Source organism: Acinetobacter bouvetii DSM 14964 = CIP 107468, assembly GCF_000368865.1.
GTDB lineage: Bacteria > Pseudomonadota > Gammaproteobacteria > Pseudomonadales > Moraxellaceae > Acinetobacter > Acinetobacter bouvetii.
In genome coordinates, this window is the sequence record NZ_KB849729.1 from 156,189 (window position 1) to 176,527 (window position 20,339).

A 20,339-nucleotide genomic window follows, 5' to 3' on the forward strand; every position below is an offset into this window, starting at 1 on the left:
ATACGGCTTTTTTAAATGAGTGATGCATCTTAAATGAAACAGCCTACTTGGCGGCTTGCCAAAAGGCTTCACCCGCCTGAATCGGGTCTCCTGTGGCTGCAAGGGTTTTCACCCAAACATCGTATTGCGCAATAATAGGGTGTTGATTGGGGTGGAAATTTGGATGAAACCAATCCCAATATTGTCCACGCATACGTGACAAAATCCCTTTTTTGCCAAAGAACCAAGGCAAGCCTTTCATATTCATTTGCAGGCGTTCACGCACATTAAAGCCATCATGTTTCAGCATAATATTGGTGCGGTAAAGGGTGAAACCAAACATCATAAACGTAGTAAACGCTAAGGCAAATTTACGGGTCAATTCAGGCACGCCGCCCACTTGCTTCATGACATCAAAGGCCACATCACGGTGTTCCATTTCTTCTATGGCATGCCAGGCAAATAATGCGCGCGCATAGGGGTGGGCATCCTGCAAGGTGTTTTTTTGGCTAAAGAAAGTTTCCGCCATCAGTGCTGTTAAGTGTTCCGCGGCGGCAGTCATGGCAATATTGTATTGGGCAGAGCGGTGCTTCAGCTCAAATTTAAAGATTTTATTTAAACGCCGAATAAACGCATCGACAGGCATGCCTTGCGCTTTCATCACCTGATTCATTTTGTCATGGGCGATGCCATGCTGGGCTTCTTGACGAATAAAATCAGCCACGCGCTGCTGTAAATCCGCATCGGTAATTTGGTCGCGGAATAAACGCACGCATTCAATAAAATAACGCTCACCATCTGGGAAGGTCAGGCTCAGCGCGTCAAACATGCGGGTAATGAACGGGTCGCCGCCAAACCAGAAGCGCGGCACTTCATCCAGCTTAAAATTCAGCTGGGTGCGTACGACTGGATTGATTTGGGGGTATTGAACATGGGCATTCATTTTATTTTTACTTCAATTGCCGGTGATGTTTGCAGTATGTCTAAGATTGAAGCAAATGTTTTGACAGTTATTGCCAATTTTTATACATTTAACGCCAAGGTGAAAATGATAAATGTCAAATTAAACACTGCAAAATGATGGAAAAGGGGTGCGTGATGCAAGAGCTTCAGATTCCCAATGGCTATTTTCAGCTTTGGCGCATGCATATGGCGGAATTGAAGATGGATGATGCGCATCTGCATTTTTTAGCGCCATATCAGCAGCAGCTGAACCATGTCTTGTCTTTGCCGATTGATTCGCAATCGCCGCATTCTTTTTTTTCTGCGGTGATGGAGCTGACCCGGCAGCATCTAGACTGTCCGCAGCTGATTTTTGAAATGGCGAAGTTCATCCGCGCGGAACATTTTGGGGTGCTGGGTTATATGGCCAGCCGCAGCGACAGTGTGGCGGAGGCGCTGCAGCATATTATGCGCTTCAGCCGTTTAGTCATTGATGGCGCCGCAGTTATCCCAATGCAGCTGCAGTCCAAAGGCAAGGAAATCTATTTATATTGGCCGCTGCATGATGACAAATATGCGCTGGTGAACGAGCTGACGACGGCCTGCATGGCGCGCTTAGCCAAGCAGATTTTTCCGGCATCGCTGCAATTGCTCAAGATTCAGTTTGCCCATGCGCCGCAAATGGCCCGATACCATTATGAAAAGTTTTTTGGCTGCAGCGTTGAGTTTGGGCATGCAAAGTATTCCTTTGTCATCAGTTCGGACAGTCTAGATTTAAAATCTGAATTGGCAGATCCTTCACTGAAGCGGCTGCTGCTGAAGCAGGCGGAAGAGGCAATTGCATCCAAGCCGCATTTTGAAAATATCGTGCCGCAGATCCATGTGCATGTGGCGGAATACCTGCGCCTGAATGCGCAAGCGCCAAAAATTGAAAGCATTGCAGAAGAGCTGCATTTGTCTGTCCGCACGATGCAGCGCCAGCTGAATGGGCAGAACACTTCGTTTAAGCAAGTGCTGGATGCAGAACGGATGAAGCGCTGTGAGCAGCTGCTGCAGCAAAACACGCCTATAGCTCAAATTGCGCTGCAGCTGGGGTATTCAGATCAGTCGGCCTTGGCCAGGGCGTATAAAGCCTCAACAAGGGAAACGTTAATGCAGCGCAAGAAGCGGCTGAAACCGCAGCTTTAGTTGAGCCAGCAGCATTCTGCTGGCGGGATGAATGGCTGGAGCCTGTCTTTTAGCGCTGGAGTTTTGCTGCGCTTAAGCGGGGATAGCGCAAGAGAATTGACAAAATGGCGCAGATGGCCAGCACCCAGCAGTAATAGATGCTGCCAAGCAGTTCAACCGGCGAAATTTTAGCAATGGAGCAGGCCAGCAGCAATTGTGCGCTATAGGGAATCAAGCCCTGAATGACGCAGGAAAAAATATCCATCAGCGCAGCTGCACGTTTCGGATCGACACCGTATTCTTTTGCCACTTCACGCGCCATATCCCCGGATAAAATAATGGCCACCGTATTATTGGCGACAAATAAATTAGAGAAAATCACCAGGCAGCTGATGCCAATCTCGCCGGCGCGCTGCGCGCTGGCTTTAAACAGGCGGGTTAAGCGGTAAATGCGCTGAATCAGCCACTGCAGGCCGCCCTCGCGCTGCATAATGGCAGAGAGGCCGCCAAGCAGCATTGACAGCAGCGCGACTTCAAACATGCTGACAAAGCCGTCATATATGGCATTATTCAATTGCAGCAGGCTGAATTCCTGCTGAGCGCTTAAGCCGATCAATCCTGAAAGTATAATGCCAATGCTTAATACCGCCAGAACATGGAGGCGGCTGAATGCCAAAATGAAAACCGCAAGGTACGGCAAAATCAGCCAGGCATTATATGCCTTGTATTCGATGGCTTGGGAGTCATGGCTGATCAGCATGTAGATCAGCAGGCTGACGATTGATGCCGGAACAGCAATCCACACATTCACACGGAATTTATCACGCAGCTGCACTTTCAAGCTGCTGGTGGCGGCAATGGTGGTATCGGAAATCATCGAAAGATTGTCGCCAAACATGGCGCCGCCAACCACTGCGCCAATGGCGTAAACCGCCTCAATATCGGTGGCTTGGGTAAAGCCGAAGGCAATTGGGGCGCAGGCGGCGATGGTCCCCATAGATGTGCCCATCGCTGTAGCGATAAAAGCAGAAATCACAAACAGCATCGGCAGCACATAGGCAGGCGGAATAATGGACAGGCCCAGCTGCACCGTGGCATCGACACTGCCAATCGCGCTGCTGACGCTGGCAAATGCTCCAGCCAGCATGAAGACCATGAACATTAAAATCAGATTCGGGTGGCTTGCGCCTTTCAGGAAGGTATCAATGCCGCTGTTGAGCGGGCCTTTATACATCAGCACCGCTAAAATAACGGCAGGCAGGGCGGCAATCGGGGCTTTGACTTGATAAAAGGCAAACTCGGTGCCAATGATGGAATGGTAAATACCGCTGCCTAAAAAAATGGCTAAAAATACAATAAGCGGCAGCAGCGCATAGGCGTTTGCCTGCGCTTTTGCTTGGGTGTTGAAGGTCATAGAAGATAAAAAGTAAAACAGTGCGCATAGTATAAAGCAGGTTTTGCAATTTCCAAAAACGGTAAATGTAAATGCTAAACCTGTTATTTATATCAGTTTTTCATCTATAAAATTAAGAATATCCAAATACTTAACGTTTTGTAATTGAGTAAAATTAGGCATCTTTGATCATTGTGCAAAAAGCTGAAATATCCGTAAATGTTGCTTTCGGATTGTTCTGGAAGTTTTGCAGACTGTACAAATGCCGGCAGAAACGCTCACACCCTGTTCATTGAGTGAAAAATAGCGTTACAATGCAGTGTCTTGTATTTTTACAAAGCCAACTCGTTTTGAACCATTCAAGGAAAGTATAGCCCTATGTCACGTTTAGCCGCACGTTTTGAAACACTTAAATCTCAGCAGCGTAAAGCGCTGGTTTCTTATGTCATGGCTGGTGACCCGCATCCGCAAGTAACTGTTCCATTGCTGCACGGCATGGTTGAAGCGGGCGTGGATGTGATTGAATTAGGCTTGCCGTTTTCTGATCCAATGGCAGACGGCCCAGTGATTGCGCTGGCTGCTGAACGCGCGTTGGCAGGCGGCACCAATACCCTTGATGCGTTGGACATGGTGAAAGAGTTCCGTCAAAAAGACACAGAAACACCTGTGGTTTTAATGGGCTACTTAAACCCTGTTGAAGTGATTGGCTACGAAAAGTTTGTGGCTTATGCCAATGACTGCGGTGTAGATGGCGTGCTTTTAGTGGACTTGCCGCCGGAAGAAGCAAAAGATTTAGATGCAGTGCTGCAGAAATACGGCATGGATCAGATCTTCCTGCTGGCGCCAACATCTACAGATGAGCGCATTCAGCATGTGGTGAAGCAGGCCAGCGGCTTTATTTACTATGTTTCCCTGAAAGGGGTGACAGGCGCTGCGACTTTAGATGTTGCAGAAGCGGCCAGCCGCATTCAGAAAATCAAATCGTATACCAATATTCCAGTTGGTGTCGGTTTTGGTATCAGCGACGCTGCATCTGCTAAAGCCATGGGTGTGGCTGCAGATGCCGTGATTGTCGGCAGCGCCTTTGTTAAGCAGTTTGCAAATTTAGCCCCAGAACAAGCCGTTACAGCAACGGTGAATAAAGTTAAGGAGCTTCGAGCCGCGCTCGATGAGTTAGTATGAGTCAAGACGTGAAATCAGGGAAAATTCTAAACCCGTCTACACCGTGGACGGACCGCGCTGTGCCAGGCATCCATATGCCCGATGAACAGCAGGCGCTTAAAGCCACTTTTACAGAGCCGACTATTGAATGCCCTGAGTGCCATGCTTTAGTGACCCGTACAGCAATGTCGTTCAATGCTTATGTTTGCCCGCAATGCGACGAACATCTGCGCATGAAAGCGCGCGACCGCTTAAATTGGTTCTTTGATCAAGTGCAAAATGAATTGGGTCAGGAATTTAAAGCCAAAGATCCGCTGCATTTTGTTGACAGCAAGCCATACCCAGAGCGTCTGGCTGAAGCGCAGCAGAAAACCGGCGAGACTGAAGCGTTAGTGGTGATGCAAGGTCTGCTGAAAGGCATCCCTTTAATTGCCTGCGCTTTTGAGTTTGATTTCATGGCTGGTTCAATGGGCACTGTAGTGGGCGACCGTTTTGTACAGGCTGCTGAACGCGCCATTGAACAGAAACAGCCGTTAATTTGTTTTGCTGCTTCTGGCGGCGCACGCATGCAGGAAGGCATGCTGTCCCTGATGCAAATGGCGCGCACTTCAGCCGCGATTCAGCGCCTGAAAGAAGCGGGCTTGCCTTATGTTGTTGTGCTGACCCATCCTGTATATGGCGGCGTCACAGCATCTTTGGCCATGCTGGGCGATGTGCATATTGCTGAACCTAAAGCCATGATCGGCTTTGCCGGCAAGCGCGTGATTGAACAGACGGTGCGTGAGAAACTGGAAGAACCGTTCCAGCGCGCAGAATACCTACTTGATCATGGCGTAATCGATCAAATTGTTCACCGCCACGCATTACGTGATACTGTATACCGCATTATCAGTAAATTGATGAACTTGACTTGAACACAGCGCCTCTTGCAACCGATTCTTTAAACACATGGCTCGATTATTGGAGCCATGTTCATGTTACGGGCATTGATTTAGGCTTAGAGCGCGTGATTCCAGTGGCAGAAGCACTGGGGGTGACACGTCCGGAGGCCAAAGTATTTACCGTAGCAGGAACCAATGGCAAGGGGTCTACCACCACCGCGTTGGCCGCCATTCTAAATGCGCAAGGCTATAAAGTGGGGCTGTACCAGTCCCCGCATATTTACCGCTTCAATGAACGGGTAAAGCTGCAGGGAATGGAAGTCAGCGATCAAATGCTGATTGAGGCTTTTGTGGCTGTCGATCAGGCGCGCCGTGACTGTGGTTTATCCTTATCTTTTTTTGAAGCCACGACCTTAGCGGCTTTTGTCATTTTTAAAGCGCAGCAGTGTGATGTCTGGGTGCTGGAAGTCGGTTTGGGCGGCCGTCTGGATGTAGTGAATGTCATTGATCCGGATGTGGCGGTCATTACCAATATTGGTCTGGATCATACTGATTGGCTGGGCGATACCATTGAAAAGATCGCTTTTGAAAAAGCCGGCATTATCCGTCCGAATATCCCCGTGGTTTTTGGCGGTCAGCAGGACTTGCCGCACGCCATTGAAAATAAAGCCGATGAGTGCCAAGCTCAGCTGCATGCAGTCAACCGCGATTATTTTTATCAATTTGCAGAAGATGGCCAGTCTTGGCTGTTTGCATCTGCAGGCACGACTTTAAAATTGCCAATCGGCAGTTTAGCCTTAGAAAATATCTCTACCGCTGCCGCGGCGGTTCTGCTCAGCGGACTGACGGTATCGCAGTCAGCAATCGAGCGGGGCATTATCAATGCCAAGCTGCAAGGCCGTTTTGAAGTGCGCAAAATTGCAGAAAAAACGGTGATTTTTGATGCCGGACATAATCCGCATGGCGTTGATTTTTTGTTAAAGCAATTGCAGAAATTCTTAGAATACAATAAACAGTACACAGAAGTGATCAGTGTTTTTTCAATGCTGTCTGACAAGGATATAAATTCTGTCGCCAATTTATTGAAAGACACTGTTTTAATGTGGAAAATTGCACCATTAACCGTTCCGCGCGCTGCCGATATAACACAATTGGATTCTGCACTACAGGGGCTTAATGTGCAGCACTTTGATAGTGTGAAATTAGCTTTTAAATCAGCCGTAGATGACGCGAAAAATAATCAGCTGATTTTGGTATGTGGTTCATTTCATACCTTAGAAGCGGTATGGGAGTATTTGGAAGAATGTCAATGAATAACAAACAGCGCTGGATGGGCGGTGTTGTTTTATTAAGCGGCGGTGTCTTGCTGACCGCATTGCTTTTAAAAGGCAAAGAAGAAATTCATCACAATCAGGTTCAGGCGTCTGAAACTGCTGTTGAGGCTGCTCAAAAAAATACGAATAACAGCGCATCTCAGCTGACTGTAGATGTTGAAACGGAAAAGCGCCTGCTGGAAGCGCAGCGCCAAGCCCGTGAAAAGTCTGTGGCTGAGCAGGAAGCGCGCGCTGCAGAATTCTTGGCAATGCAGCAGCAGGCCGAAGCGGATGCTGCCCGCAAAGCTGCCGAAGAATATGCAGAATTGAATGCGCGCCGTTCAGCGCAACAAAGTTCAGATAACATTCCGCCAGAGCTGGTAGAGGATCAGGCAGCTAAACAAAAGCATCTTGCTGAGGATAAACTGGCGGCTCAAAAAAAGTTAGATCAGCAGAAAGCAGCACAGCTCAAGGCTGATCAAGTCAAACAGGATGCTGCCAGAAAAGCTGCTGATGCAGAAAAACATGCTGCGGATGAAAAGCGGAAAGCTGAACGTTTAGCTGCTGAAAAGAAAGCCGCAGAAAAACAGGCGTCTGAAAAACAAGCCGCAGAAGCCAAGCGGAAGGCAGAAGAAAAGCAGAAAGCCGAAGCAAAGCATAAAGAAGACGCCAAGAAAAAAGCTGAAGCGGAAAAAGCCCGTGATTTACTGGAGCATGGCGATAAGCAATGGATGGTGCAGGTGGCGCTGGCAGCCAATGAGGCCAATGCTGATGCAGTGGCGTCTAAGCTGAGGGCAAAAGGCTATCGAGTAACCAAGAGCCCGACCTCAAAAGGTATCCGCATCATGGTGGGCCCATCGAAAGACCGTGAATCCGCAGATTCTGCGCGCAAGAAAATCAACTCCGATGCCAGTTTGGGCATGAAGTCGGCATGGGTCATTGATTGGGTGCCGCTCGATAAGCGCTAAGCGGCATCCGTATAGATGATATTCAAGATGGATCCCCCAGCTGCTGGCGGATCCATTTTATATTCTCAGGGCTGAATAATTTTTCAATATTGCTCCAGATGGGGTGAAAGCCATAGCCGCCATGTTTCATTTCATTCAGCGCATCTTCTACAAGCCAGTGCTCGTAAATAATCCGGTACATGGCAATGCTGGCGCCAGTGCGGTCAGAACCATGATAGCAATGAATTAAAACTTTCTGATGGTTCTGCTGGGCGTGCTGAATGCTTCGCATGACCTGAAGCAAATCTTCTTTGGAAATCGCCCAGGTCTGAATGGGGATATGCACCAATTGAAAGTTTTGGGCGGGCAGTATGCTTTCATCGGCATTGCGTGATCTTAAATTGATCACCACTTGAATGTTTTGCGCTTTGAGCAACGGCAGCAGGTCAGAATGGGGCTGTTCACTGCGGTAGACGAAAGGGCTGATTTGATAAAAATTGGCGTTGCCTTTAATGGCGGTTCCCCAGTGTTCAGGGCGCTGCTGATCAGGCCAAACCGCAGATGTCATGCAGCCTGTCAGGCTCGCGCTCAGCATGAGTGTTAAAGCAAGGCGTTTCATAGCGTGGAGTATCTCGAAAATTCAATAGGATCGTGTGCGCAGATGAGTTCAATAGCCGGCTCAGTTTGCGCTAAATGCTTAATCTTTTCTAAATTGGCTATGCGCTGTTGATTGTCTACAGCAAATAAGCGTTCCAGTTGATTGAGTGTTTTCAGGGAATGTCCGCCAGCCAATTCTAAGTGAGAGTAATAGGCATCACCGCAGAAAAACAGCCATCCATCCCGCTTGCGGATTGCAATGCCGCAATGCCCGTGAGTATGGCCCGCTAAAGGAATCAGCAGAATATCGTCATTAAACAATTGAAAGCCTTGCACGCAGTGCAGGTTATGCCAGCTTTCGCCTTGCAGCGGTTCAACAAAGTTCCAGTAACGGTGCTGCTGGAACTGCTGCGGCTTATAACGGGCTTTGCTTTTGAATGATTTTAGATTGCGCGCGGCGTTATATTCGCTGGACAGCACATGCACGGTAGCCTGAGGGAAATCTGAAATGCCGCCTGCATGATCAAAGTCTAAATGCGACAGCAGAATGTGCTTCACGTCTTTGGGCTGAAAGCCTAAGCGCTGAATCTGCGCAACCGCTGAAAGTTCTAAATTGTTTTCAATGCGCCCTGCACGGGCGATGAAGCTGCCTAAACGGGTTTTGGTGTGCAGATAGTCCTGAACGCCCAGTCCAGTATCGACCAAAACTAAGCCTTGATCTGTTTCCAGCAGCAGGCAATGGCAAATGACTTTAGCTGTAAAGCGGTTTTGCCCGAAAAGCGGACCGCAAACAGGGCACATGGTGCCGCAGTGCAAATGGTGAATATTATAAATCATGATGTCATTTTTATTCGGTTGTCCGGTTATTTATAACTGAGCGGAGGCATTTTCACCAAATTGTATTTGTTTAAGCTTTGCAATGATTCATATTTCAGGCTGAAAAAAAAGCCTGCGCGGAGGCAGGCTGTGGAGAATCTCAAGACCGGCTCGTCATGCGGTCTGAATTTAGCGCGGTTCAGCCGTCGTATTTATAAAAGTTCTCCCTTATTTTAATGGCAGCGTAATTTTTTGCTTTTCTATGCTGTGTACTTCGCTTGTCTTGTGAATATTTAAAAGCAGTGCTTTCAATACTGCGCACGCCGTTTGCCTTGCGCACAAATTAAAAGGAGTCTTGTTAATTTGTGCACAAGGGCAGAGCTGTGCTCTGCTTATCCTTGCTCAGGCTGGGGCGTTAAGCGCAAATAGGGCTTAACGGCCTTATAGCCTTTTGGAAAGCGCTGTTTGATTTCTTCTTCATCTTTTAAAGACGGGACAATCACCACATCATCGCCCTGCTGCCAGTTGGCTGGTGTGGCCACTTTATGGTGATCCGTCAGCTGCAGGGAGTCAACGACGCGCAGAATTTCATTAAAGTTGCGGCCTGTCGATGCCGGGTAGGTAATAATCAGGCGCACTTTTTTATTCGGATCAATAATCACCAAAGAGCGGACAGTTAAAGTTTCACTGGCATTCGGATGAATGAAATCATACAGCGTAGAAACTTTACGGTCTTTGTCTGCAATGATCGGGAAATTGACCGTGGTATTTTGTGTTTCATTGATGTCATTGATCCAGCCTTTGTGAGATTCAACATCATCCACAGAGAGCGCTATGGCTTTCACGCCGCGTTTAGCAAATTCATCCTGCAGTTTTGCCGTATAGCCCAGCTCTGTGGTGCAGACAGGCGTGTAATCGGCGGGATGCGAAAACAAAATGCCCCAGCTGTCTCCGAGGAAGTCATAAAAGCGGATGGCGCCTTCGCTGGATTCCTGTGTGAAATCAGGTGCGGTGTCTCCTAAGCGTAAACTCATTTTCAAGCCTCATAATGCATTGTTGTATGTAGATGTTGTTTAATATGGCGCAGTTTCTTTACTATGAAAAATACTGTTTATGTATTTCTTTATCTGTAAAGTGAAAATAGAAAATAACGATTCAGTGGGAAAAATCCTGAGAGTCATCGGGCATTTACTGTATCGGCTGTACAAAATTTGCTACATTACTTTGCCTTAGGTTCATCGGGCTAGAATGAAAGATCAGACTTTTTTAGCGGCTTTTTGCGCAAAGCCCTTGTACTTCAAATTTCTAGCACCATAATAACGACTAAGAAAACTTATTCATTTGACAAGCAAGATTTAGAGAGTCTATTCATGTTGGCAAGTCTGATCGGAGGCATCTTCGGTACTAAAAATGAGCGCGAACTCAAACGCATGCGTAAAATCGTAGACAAAGTGAATGCGCTCGAGCCGACGATATCTGCACTAAGCGATGCAGACTTATCTGCAAAAACTGAAGAATTCAAACAACGTTATAATAAAGGCGAAAGTCTGGATAAGTTGCTTCCAGAAGCGTTTGCTGTCTGCCGTGAAGCGGCTAAGCGCGTGATGGGAATGCGCCATTATGATGTGCAGCTGATTGGCGGTATTACGCTTCACGAAGGTAAAATTGCAGAAATGCGCACCGGTGAAGGTAAAACCCTGATGGGTACGCTGGCTTGCTATTTGAATGCCATCAGCGGTGAAGGCGTGCACGTGATTACCGTGAACGATTATTTGGCGCAGCGCGATGCTGAACTGAACCGCCCGCTGTTTGAATTTTTGGGTTTAAGCATCGGCATTATTTATTCCATGCAGGATCCGACTGAAAAAGCGCAGGCTTACCGTGCGGATATCACCTACGGGACCAATAATGAATTCGGTTTCGACTATCTGCGTGACAACATGGTGTTCTCGCTGGCAGAGAAAAAACAGCGCGGCCTGACTTATGCCATTATCGATGAGGTCGATTCGATCCTGATTGATGAAGCGCGCACGCCGCTGATCATTTCAGGGCAAAGTGAAGATTCTTCACAGCTGTATGCCGCAATCAACTCCATTCCGCCGACACTGCATCCGCAAAAAGAAGAGAAAGTGCCGGATGGCGGCCATTTCTGGATTGATGAAAAGCAGCGCACCGTTGAAATGACCGAAATCGGCTATGAAACTGTTGAAGACGCTTTAATTCAAATGGGCTTGCTGGCGGAAGGTGAGAGCCTGTATTCATCTGCCAATTTGAACCTTGTGCATCATGTGTCTGCGGCCATCCGCGCGCACTACCTGTATCAGCGCAATGTGCATTACATCATTCATGATGGTGAAGTGATTATTGTTGATGAAAACACCGGGCGTACCATGCCGGGCCGCCGCTGGTCAGAAGGCTTGCATCAAGCGGTGGAAGCGAAGGAAGGCCTGGAAATTCAGCCGGAAAACCAAACGCTGGCCACCACAACTTTCCAGAACTATTTCCGTCTATACAAAAAGCTTTCAGGCATGACCGGCACAGCGGATACCGAAGCTGCCGAAATGAAAGAAATTTACGGTTTGGATGTGGTGCTGATTCCAACGCACCGCCCAATGATCCGTAAAGATGAGAACGATTTAATTTATTTGAACCGCAACGGTAAATACAACGCGATTATTCAAGAAATTCAGCGTGTGCATGAAGAGGGTGTTGCGCCAATCCTGATTGGTACGGCAACTATTGAAGCGTCTGAAATTTTGTCTGATAAATTAAAAGAAGCAGGCATTGCGCACGAAGTATTGAACGCCAAGCAGCATGAGCGTGAAGCGGATATTATTGCACAGGCAGGTTCACCGCGCGCAGTGACGATCGCCACCAACATGGCGGGCCGCGGTACGGATATTCTGCTCGGCGGCAACTGGAAAGCCAAACTGGCTAAAATTGAAGCGCCAACGGCTGAAGATGAAGCGCGCTTGAAAGCTGAGTGGGAACAAAATCATGAAATGGTTTTGAACTCAGGCGGCCTGCATATTATCGGTTCTGAGCGTCATGAATCACGCCGTATCGATAACCAGCTTCGCGGCCGTGCCGGCCGTCAAGGCGACCCAGGTGTTTCGCGTTTCTATTTATCGCTTGAAGATGACTTGATGCGTATTTTCGCCGGTGACCGCGTGGTTGCTATGATGCGCGCCATGGGCTTGCAAGAAGATGAAGCGATTGAGCACAAAATGGTGTCGCGCTCAATTGAAAATGCGCAGCGCAAAGTTGAAGCGCGCAACTTTGACATCCGTAAGAACTTGTTGAAATACGATGATGTGAATAATGAACAGCGTAAAATTATTTACTCGCAGCGTGATGATGTTTTGGCTGAAAACTCATTGCAGGAATATATTGATGAAATGATCCGTGATGTGATGAAAGGCGTGATTGAAGTTTATGTGCCGCCTGAATCCATTCATGATCAGTGGGACATTAATGGCCTGGAAAGCGCTTTGCGCGAAGACTTGGCGATTGATTTGCCGATCAGTGAGTGGCTGGAAAATGACCGCCGCTTAGACGAAGAAGGTTTGGTTGCGCGCATTACGGATGAAGTTTTGTCACGCTATCATAGCCGCCGTGAGCAAATGGGCGCAGAATCTTCTGCGCAGCTGGAACGGTATTTTGTGCTGAACTCACTGGACCGCCACTGGAAAGAGCACTTGGCTGCCATGGATTACCTGCGTCAGGGCATTCATTTGCGCGGCTATGCACAAAAGAATCCAGAGCAGGAATATAAGAAAGAAGCATTTAATCTGTTTGTGAACATGCTTGCAGTTATTAAATCGGACGTGGTGACTGATTTGTCACGCGTTCATGTGCCAACTGCTGAAGAGCTGGCAGAGATGGAAGCGCAGAAGCAGGCTCAGGCGGATGCTATGCAGCTGAATCTGTCGCATGCAGAATTTGACAGCTTATTGGCTGATGATTTATCTGCTGAAGTTGATGCGCAATTTACACCTGTACACGGCAATCAATTGGTTGAAGCGCCGGAAAGCCGCAACTCGCCATGCCCTTGCGGTTCAGGCCTGAAATATAAGCAGTGCCATGGTAAAATTTAACGAATGACTGCCTAAATCAGAGCCGAAAGGCTCTGATTTATTTTGTGGCATAAGTTTTTCAGCCTGTGAATAGTATTTGCAGTTCGCTGAATTAAGTGTTATTTAGTTTCAGATTGATAATTGGAAAACGGAACCGACAATGAAAAAAGTATTACAGCCGTTGATGATTGCTCTGCTTGCAATGCCTGTATTTGCAGCTGCGAATACACAGACCTCTACACCGGAAAAAGTAAAGCAGGCCATAGGCGCGCAAACTGCTCAAGCTCAAGTCGGAGCTGATGGCCAGGTGACCATTGCCAGTCCGCGTACAGGTATCAAATATACTTTTGCTAATCCAAACCGCCCGATTGTGATGCAGACTGCAAAAATTGCTGCGGCGAATTCAGCAAATGCAGACCGCATTGTTGCATCCAACCCAGCATTGTCTGATGCAAGCCAGCAAAAAGCGAAACAAGCGCTGCTGAACGAAGCGGGACAGCTGGCGCGTAATTGATATCTTCTGCATGCTTTAAAAAACCAGCCAGCCGGCTGGTTTTTTTATCGAAAAGGATGGCATAAGAAAAATGGCCTTAAACTAGGCAGGCGCTCGATTTTTTGTGTATTTTGCTCTAAGCTGTATTTTTTCTGACAAACTGAATTGGAAATTTAAAATGGCAGTTGGTGACGTATCTATGCCGCAAATGCATGCGGTGAAAGGTGTAAAAATTGGTTCGGCAGAAGCGTATGTGCGCTATCAGAACCGACGTGACCTGGTTGTTTTTGAATTTTCACCAGGCACTAATGTTGCAGGCGTATTTACACAGAATGCATTTTGCGCAGCGCCGGTACGTGTCTGCAAAAAGCATTTGGAAATGGGCAATCCCCGTTATTTGGTCATTAATACCGGTAATGCGAATGCCGGAACGGGTGCCTTAGGTATGGAAAATGCCAAAGCGACTTGTTTTAAATTGGCTGAGCTGGCTCATGTTGAACCGTTTGAGATTTTACCTTTTTCAACAGGGGTGATTGGCGAGCAGCTGCCGATTGACCGCTTGATTCAAGGCTTGCAACCTGCTTTGAATACACTGAATGAAAGTTCTTGGACTGATGCTGCAGAAGGCATCATGACCACGGATACGACCCCTAAAGGCGCATCTGAACTGTTTGAGCTGGATGGTGTAACGTACACCATTACAGGCATTTCGAAAGGCGCAGGCATGATCCGCCCGAATATGGCGACCATGCTGAGCTATGTTGCAACAGATGCGCCGATCAGCCGTGAGTTGGTGCAGCAGCTGCTTAAAGATGCCGTGAATGTTTCTTTCAACCGCATTACCATTGATGGCGATACATCAACCAATGACTCCTGTATTTTTGCAGCAACAGGCCAGGCGGGCGGTATAGAGATCAGTTCAACGGGCGATGCCCGCTATGCAGCGGTTGCAGAGGTGTTGACGCGTGTCATGAAACGTCTGGCGCAATTGATTGTCCGTGATGGGGAAGGCGCGACTAAATTCATTACCGTCGCTGTAGAAGGCGGCGGCAATACCCAAGAGTGCTGTGATGTGGCCTACAGCATCGCGCATTCGCCATTGGTGAAAACAGCGTTGTTTGCATCAGATCCAAACTGGGGCCGTATTTTAGCGGCCATTGGCTATGCCGGCGTGCCGGAGCTGAATGTAGAAAATATTCAGGTGCGGCTGGGGGATGTGCAAATTTGCAAAGATGGCGGAGCCGCAGCGGATTATACGGAAGAAGCTGGCGCACGTGAGATGGAGAAATCCGAGATCACCATTCGTGTCGATTTAGGGCGGGGCGAGGCGAAAGATACGGTCTATACCTGTGACCTTTCCTATGATTATGTGAAAATCAATGCGGATTACCGCTCTTAAGCAGTTAAAGATTTTTTAAAGCCTCCATCGCGAGGCTTTTTTATAACGGATACTTTTGAATGACTGGTCAAAAAGCTTAACCGTTATTTCAGGCCGGTAAATTGGGTAGAGTCCACCGCATAGGCTGGGCATGAAGGATAGAGAAGATTTTGTTATGAGTGATGCGAACAATTTAATTGCCAATGAAGCAAAAACCATTGTGCAGGCGCATTTAGACCGTTTGGGTGAGGCAAAAGAACATCTTTTGACGGAAGAAGCCAAGCTTGAAAAATTTGAATTGATCAAAGCTGAATTAAAAAAACGCAATGCTGTCCTTGTCGCTCATTATTATTGCGACCCAGAAGTGCAGGAGCTGGCTGAGCTGACTGGCGGCTGCGTTTCAGACTCATTGGAAATGGCGCGTTTTGGCCGTGATCATCCGGCGACAACCTTGGTGGTTGCTGGTGTGAAGTTTATGGGTGAAACCTCAAAAATTTTATCGCCAGAAAAAACAGTGCTGATGCCAACGCTAGAAGCAACCTGTTCATTGGATCTAGGCTGCCCGGTGGATGAATTTACCCAGTTTTGCGATGCACGCCCAGATTATACTGTTGTGGTGTATGCCAATACCTCGGCGGCTGTTAAAGCGCGCGCGGATTGGGTTGTGACCTCCAGCTGCGCAGTTGAAATTGTGGAGCACTTGGATAGTCTGGGTGAAAAAATTATTTGGGCGCCCGATCAGCATTTGGGACGCTATATTCAGAAGAAAACTGGCGCTGATATGCTGTTATGGGATGGCGCCTGTATTGTGCATGAAGAATTCCGCGCGCGCGGCATTGCCAATATGAAAGCGCTGTATCCAGATGCGGCCGTTCTGGTGCATCCAGAATCGCCAGAATCAGTGGTCGACATAGCAGATGCCGTCGGCAGCACATCTCAGCTAATCAAAGCAGCGCAGGCTTTGCCGCATGAGCGTTTAATCGTAGCGACAGACCGAGGCATTTTTTACAAGATGCAGCAGGCGGTGCCGGATAAGATTCTGATTGAGGCGCCAACAGCCGGTGAGGGGGCAACGTGCCGTTCTTGTGCGCATTGCCCGTGGATGGCAATGAATGAATTAGACGGCATTTTGCAGGTTTTGCAGCGCGGCGATCAGGAAATATTCGTTGATCCTGCACTGGCTGAACGCGCGAAACTGCCTTTAGACCGCATGCTGAACTTCAGCGCGGGTTTAAAACGCTGAAAGTTGATTAAAAAATGCTTAAAATGCTTGATAAATAAGCGGTTGAAGCGTTTTTTTAACTTTTTTTAAATATAGGTGTTGACGTCCTTGGGCGTCGCGCCTAAAATGCACCCCGTACCGAACGAGATGTTCGATACGAAGCTGAGATGAATCGGAGCATAGCACAGCCTGGTAGTGCACCTGGTTTGGGACCAGGGGGTCGTAGGTTCGAATCCTACTGCTCCGACCAATTCTTCAAGGCAATATAATCGCATGATATTTTATATCATCGAGCATGCGCCTGTAGCTCAGTTGGATAGAGCATCCGCCTTCTAAGCGGATGGTCACAGGTTCGAATCCTGTCAGGCGCGCCATTTTTGGCTTGCTTGATATTTAGAATCTAAAAGCGATGTAACGGTGGATGTAGCTCAGTTGGTAGAGCCCCGGATTGTGATTCCGGTTGTCGTGGGTTCGAGTCCCATCATTCACCCCAATTCGGAGCATAGCACAGCCTGGTAGTGCACCTGGTTTGGGACCAGGGGGTCGTAGGTTCGAATCCTACTGCTCCGACCACTTTTAAGAAGTGGTCAAGTAAAGATGCCGCGTTAAGCGGTTTTTTTATGCCTGAAATTTGGCAATTCCCGGATTAAAAAAAGCCTCCTGTTTAGGAGGCTTTTTTCTTACGTATTAATTAAGGAATAATCGTCACGTTTACTCTTCGGTTTTGCGCACGATGCTCTTCAGTGTCATTGCTGACCAGAGGGAGGTCGGAACCGCGGCCAATCGTCTGAATATTGTCTGCTTTAAACCCGTGCGCTAAAAATACATTGGCTACGCTCTGCGCGCGCTTTTCCGACAGCAATAAATTATAGCTGGCTTGGCCAATATTATCGGTGTGGCCGACAAATTTAACTTTCACCAAATTGTATTGCTGCAATTGATTGGAAAGCGTAATGAGCCGCTCTTGCTGGTGTTCTTTGATTTGATAATCATCAAAATTAAACAGCAGGTGTTCAGGCAATGCTAAAGTCCAGCCATCCTGGGTGAGCGTAAAGCCCTCTTTTTTTAGCATTTTTGCTTGCTTATAGCTGAGATTTCCTAAACTCATGCATGCGCTTAAAATTGCGCTTAACGTCAGAATGAAACAAGCAGTAGCTGCTTTTTTAAACATGGTGTGCCTATTTATTATCAAGTTTGGGGTAAATATACCATTTTTCATTCAGCTGTTTAGCTTTGCACAGTGCATGATCGGCATTCGCAATCAGTTCTTCAGGTGTTTTTGCTTTGTGGGTAAAAGCCGCGCCGATGCTGATGCTGAGCGAGATATTTTGCTGCTCAAAAATAAATGTAGATGCAAAACACTCTTGGATGCGTTGACAGTGATGTGTAATATCAGCGGAAACGCAGCTGTTTGGGAGGATGATGGCGAACTCATCTCCTCCTAGGCGTGAGAAAAAAGCATCCTCAGGCAGAACTTTCTTGACGCAATAGGATGATGCGCGCAAAACAGCATCTCCAGCCAAATGGCCGAATTTTTCATTCACATTTTTAAAGTGATTGAGATCCAGCAGTAAAACGGCTGCATTCTGTGGCTCGGCTGCCTCAAAAAGCTTAAACAACTCTTGATAAAAGAAGCTGCGGTTAGGCAGAAGGGTTAGGGGGTCATGTTTGGATTGATGCAGCAGCTTATTATTTTCAGACAGCAGTGTGCGGTTTGACTGTTCAATTTCGCTGAGTAAGCCATTAAAGGCTGTGCTTAAAGCCTGCAGCTCCTGAATGTCAGAACTTGATACTCGCATATTGTAATTCTTCTTTACGCTGATCGTTTGAGCGGATTCTACAATCATGCGTATGGACTGCATGAGGTATTGATAGACCGAATTTACAGCCCAGTAGGCTGTTGCCAGCAGTAAAGTGAAGCCAATTAACAGAGCCAATAGAATTTTATGGAAAAAAATCACTAACTCAGATGAGTTGCCGTAGACAATCAATTTGCCGAAATTTTGCTGATTATGCTCGATATTCATATAAATCGGCTGGCTGTAGAGCAAATGATCCAGAAATGACTGGCTTGAAAACTGCTGCAAGTCTTTTTGCTCTGCGTGCGCCAATATGCTGTTGTCGGGTGCGTTGATTTCAATGGCGCGAATCGGGTATTGCTGAATATATTCGTTCAGAATTTGATTTATCGTGAGCCGATCATTAAAAACAACGGCGGGCTGAATTCGCTCATTTAAGGCTTCCGTCAAAATATTCAGGCTGCTTTTTGCATAAGCATTCATTGTGTATGTAGAGATCACTAAAAAAATGGCAGAGCAAATCGTGAAAGTCAGGACAAAAATCGTCAGTTGAGAGCGCGTAAACAGCTGATGCAGTGTAATTGGGGTGTATAGCTGCTTCATTGATTGCCCTCCACATTTTTTCCAAGAAGTAATACACGTGGATCAATGTGAACTTTGGCTTGAGCGAGGCTGTTTAAATTCACCTTAAATGCGTAGCTGCTGTTGCGTTTATAGATGCAAAATGCGCTACCCAATTCACATTCTGCATTATTGGTGCTGATTGATAGGGCGGGAAAGCTGACAACGGTATTCAATAGCTGTTGTTCGGCTTTGGGCGATAATGTTGAAAAAATTAAAACTTCACAATCTTTGCTTTTAATGGCATTGCTCAAAATGCTGGAAATTTTGAAAGTTGAAGAATTGGGTGAGTGGCTTTGGAATTGCTGTGCAAGCGCAGAATTGTCCACCACACAAATTTCAGGCATGGCGGTATTCCATTTTGCGTAGCTTAAAATGGAAAAGGTCGTGCTGTACGGGTTTGAAACTGGATCTGCACATGAGGCGGCGCTGAAAAAAATAGCGCAGACACATAGTGCGTTTAGGGTAATCTTTGGGAACATTTTAAATTTTAAAAATAAGGTTGCATGGGTAAAGAGTAAATCAAACTAAATTTTCAAGGCAATTAGGATGGATTAGGCCAATAATAATACTTAATAGCTATAAAATGTTTAAAAAAAAGACACACGGTGAAAATATTAAGAAAAAGGTATTGCATAGGGTAGGAAATGCTGTAGAATGCACATCCATCGGCGGTGATGAAGATTAAAACTTCTGATAAAACAGCAACTTAGCACGAAGTGTTGAAATTGGGTTTTAGAAAGAAAGTTTAAAATAATTTGAATTGCCAGTTGACTTTCTAGAGATAGAGAGTAATATAGCCGACCTAGCTTGCTGGTGACGAATCAGCAAGAAGATCATTAAGAGATTATGAAGAACAACTTGTGTGGATTTTTACTGGTTGATTGATCGAAATTATTTTCATTGATTGATGGTAGAAATTACTCGAAGTTTATTTGAGAAATTAATGTCAGAAAATTGATGAGCCAGATTTGGTGTTTTGAATAAAGCACTATTGATTTTAAACTGAAGAGTTTGATCATGGCTCAGATTGAACGCTGGCGGCAGGCTTAACACATGCAAGTCGAGCGGGGAGATGTAGCTTGCTACATTTCCTAGCGGCGGACGGGTGAGTAATGCTTAGGAATCTGCCTATTAGTGGGGGACAACGTTTCGAAAGGAACGCTAATACCGCATACGCCCTACGGGGGAAAGCAGGGGATCTTCGGACCTTGCGCTAATAGATGAGCCTAAGTCAGATTAGCTAGTTGGTGGGGTAAAGGCCTACCAAGGCGACGATCTGTAGCGGGTCTGAGAGGATGATCCGCCACACTGGGACTGAGACACGGCCCAGACTCCTACGGGAGGCAGCAGTGGGGAATATTGGACAATGGGGGGAACCCTGATCCAGCCATGCCGCGTGTGTGAAGAAGGCCTTTTGGTTGTAAAGCACTTTAAGCGAGGAGGAGGCTACTAGTACTAATACTACTGGATAGTGGACGTTACTCGCAGAATAAGCACCGGCTAACTCTGTGCCAGCAGCCGCGGTAATACAGAGGGTGCGAGCGTTAATCG

The 20,339-nt window shown here is 47.0% G+C and carries 17 protein-coding genes, 4 tRNA genes and 1 rRNA gene; 14 read left to right on the forward strand and 8 right to left on the reverse strand.

Annotated elements, in window-relative coordinates; translation table 11 throughout:
* Window positions 1–43: 43 nt before the first annotated feature.
* A complete protein-coding gene (locus F941_RS14410; RefSeq protein ID WP_005012752.1) occupies window positions 44–922 on the reverse strand; it encodes a metal-dependent hydrolase in 879 nt (292 codons plus the stop codon).
* A 155-nt stretch (window positions 923–1,077) separates the two neighbouring features.
* On the opposite strand from F941_RS14410, the gene F941_RS14415 reads away from it, so the two are divergent.
* Window positions 1,078–2,109: an AraC family transcriptional regulator gene (locus F941_RS14415; RefSeq protein WP_005012754.1), complete on the forward strand. Its 1,032-nt coding sequence runs from the start codon at window positions 1,078–1,080 to the stop codon at window positions 2,107–2,109.
* 49 nt (window positions 2,110–2,158) lie between these two features.
* Here F941_RS14415 and F941_RS14420 read toward each other — a convergent pair whose 3' ends face one another.
* Window positions 2,159–3,502 (reverse strand): Na+/H+ antiporter NhaC family protein, encoded by a 1,344-nt coding sequence (locus F941_RS14420; protein ID WP_005012756.1) that lies wholly within the window; start codon window positions 3,500–3,502, stop codon window positions 2,159–2,161.
* 357 nt (window positions 3,503–3,859) lie between these two features.
* Between F941_RS14420 and trpA the strand changes: the two genes are divergently transcribed.
* Genes trpA through F941_RS14440 form a run of 4 tightly spaced genes read left to right on the forward strand, consistent with a single transcriptional unit; the run spans window position 3,860 to window position 7,804 of the window.
* Entirely contained in the window at window positions 3,860–4,663 is an 804-nt protein-coding gene (trpA, locus tag F941_RS14425; RefSeq protein WP_005012757.1) for a tryptophan synthase subunit alpha, read from the forward strand.
* Complete coding sequence (accD, locus tag F941_RS14430) at window positions 4,660–5,556, forward strand: acetyl-CoA carboxylase, carboxyltransferase subunit beta (RefSeq protein WP_005012759.1); 897 nt, start codon at window positions 4,660–4,662, stop codon at window positions 5,554–5,556. Before trpA ends, accD begins: the two co-directional genes overlap by 4 nt.
* Window positions 5,553–6,836, forward strand: coding sequence for a bifunctional tetrahydrofolate synthase/dihydrofolate synthase (gene folC, locus F941_RS14435; RefSeq protein ID WP_005012760.1), 1,284 nt, complete (start codon window positions 5,553–5,555; stop codon window positions 6,834–6,836). The genes accD and folC overlap by 4 nt, the downstream gene beginning before the upstream one ends.
* Entirely contained in the window at window positions 6,833–7,804 is a 972-nt protein-coding gene (locus F941_RS14440) for an SPOR domain-containing protein (protein ID WP_005012764.1), read from the forward strand. Before folC ends, F941_RS14440 begins: the two co-directional genes overlap by 4 nt.
* Window positions 7,805–7,826: 22 nt before the next feature.
* Here F941_RS14440 and F941_RS14445 read toward each other — a convergent pair whose 3' ends face one another.
* The 3 genes from F941_RS14445 to F941_RS14455 form a co-directional block, all read right to left on the reverse strand.
* Window positions 7,827–8,402 carry a dual specificity protein phosphatase family protein gene (locus F941_RS14445; protein ID WP_005012765.1) on the reverse strand — a complete coding sequence of 192 codons (576 nt, stop codon included), beginning with the start codon at window positions 8,400–8,402 and terminating at the stop codon, window positions 7,827–7,829.
* Complete coding sequence (locus F941_RS14450; RefSeq protein ID WP_005012767.1) at window positions 8,399–9,217, reverse strand: MBL fold metallo-hydrolase; 819 nt, start codon at window positions 9,215–9,217, stop codon at window positions 8,399–8,401. Before F941_RS14450 ends, F941_RS14445 begins: the two co-directional genes overlap by 4 nt.
* A 371-nt stretch (window positions 9,218–9,588) precedes the next feature.
* A complete protein-coding gene (locus F941_RS14455; RefSeq protein WP_005012768.1) occupies window positions 9,589–10,230 on the reverse strand; it encodes a peroxiredoxin in 642 nt (213 codons plus the stop codon).
* A gap of 336 nt (window positions 10,231–10,566) precedes the next feature.
* Between F941_RS14455 and secA the strand changes: the two genes are divergently transcribed.
* The 8 genes from secA (at window position 10,567) to F941_RS14495 (ending at window position 16,938) form a co-directional block, all read left to right on the forward strand.
* Window positions 10,567–13,293: a preprotein translocase subunit SecA gene (gene secA, locus F941_RS14460; protein ID WP_005012773.1), complete on the forward strand. Its 2,727-nt coding sequence runs from the start codon at window positions 10,567–10,569 to the stop codon at window positions 13,291–13,293.
* 139 nt (window positions 13,294–13,432) lie between these two features.
* Window positions 13,433–13,786, forward strand: coding sequence for a hypothetical protein (locus F941_RS14465; RefSeq protein WP_005012776.1), 354 nt, complete (start codon window positions 13,433–13,435; stop codon window positions 13,784–13,786).
* A gap of 157 nt (window positions 13,787–13,943) precedes the next feature.
* Window positions 13,944–15,164, forward strand: a complete 1,221-nt coding sequence (argJ, locus tag F941_RS14470; protein ID WP_005012780.1) for a bifunctional glutamate N-acetyltransferase/amino-acid acetyltransferase ArgJ — start codon at window positions 13,944–13,946, stop codon at window positions 15,162–15,164.
* Window positions 15,165–15,318: 154 nt separating this feature from the next.
* The gene (gene nadA, locus F941_RS14475) at window positions 15,319–16,386 is read left to right on the forward strand and encodes a quinolinate synthase NadA (protein ID WP_018573121.1); all 1,068 of its coding nucleotides are present in this window, start codon (window positions 15,319–15,321) and stop codon (window positions 16,384–16,386) included.
* Window positions 16,387–16,538: 152 nt separating this feature from the next.
* Window positions 16,539–16,615, forward strand: a tRNA-Pro gene (locus F941_RS14480).
* A 47-nt stretch (window positions 16,616–16,662) separates the two neighbouring features.
* Window positions 16,663–16,739, forward strand: a tRNA-Arg gene (locus F941_RS14485).
* A gap of 43 nt (window positions 16,740–16,782) precedes the next feature.
* A tRNA-His gene (locus F941_RS14490) sits at window positions 16,783–16,858 on the forward strand.
* 3 nt (window positions 16,859–16,861) lie between these two features.
* Window positions 16,862–16,938, forward strand: a tRNA-Pro gene (locus F941_RS14495).
* Window positions 16,939–17,056: 118 nt separating this feature from the next.
* Here the strand turns inward: F941_RS14495 and F941_RS14500 are convergent.
* From F941_RS14500 to F941_RS14510, 3 genes are read right to left on the reverse strand one after another with little or no spacing between them, the layout of a single operon-like run.
* A complete protein-coding gene (locus F941_RS14500) occupies window positions 17,057–17,536 on the reverse strand; it encodes an outer membrane lipoprotein YfiB (protein WP_005012787.1) in 480 nt (159 codons plus the stop codon).
* 7 nt (window positions 17,537–17,543) lie between these two features.
* Window positions 17,544–18,767 (reverse strand): diguanylate cyclase DgcN/YfiN, encoded by a 1,224-nt coding sequence (locus F941_RS14505; protein WP_005012788.1) that lies wholly within the window; start codon window positions 18,765–18,767, stop codon window positions 17,544–17,546.
* Window positions 18,764–19,132, reverse strand: a complete 369-nt coding sequence (locus tag F941_RS14510) for a regulatory sequestration protein YfiR (RefSeq protein ID WP_005012791.1) — start codon at window positions 19,130–19,132, stop codon at window positions 18,764–18,766. The genes F941_RS14505 and F941_RS14510 overlap by 4 nt, the downstream gene beginning before the upstream one ends.
* Window positions 19,133–19,787: 655 nt before the next feature.
* Between F941_RS14510 and F941_RS14515 the strand changes: the two genes are divergently transcribed.
* Window positions 19,788–20,339 (forward strand): 16S ribosomal RNA (locus tag F941_RS14515); the annotation flags it as partial.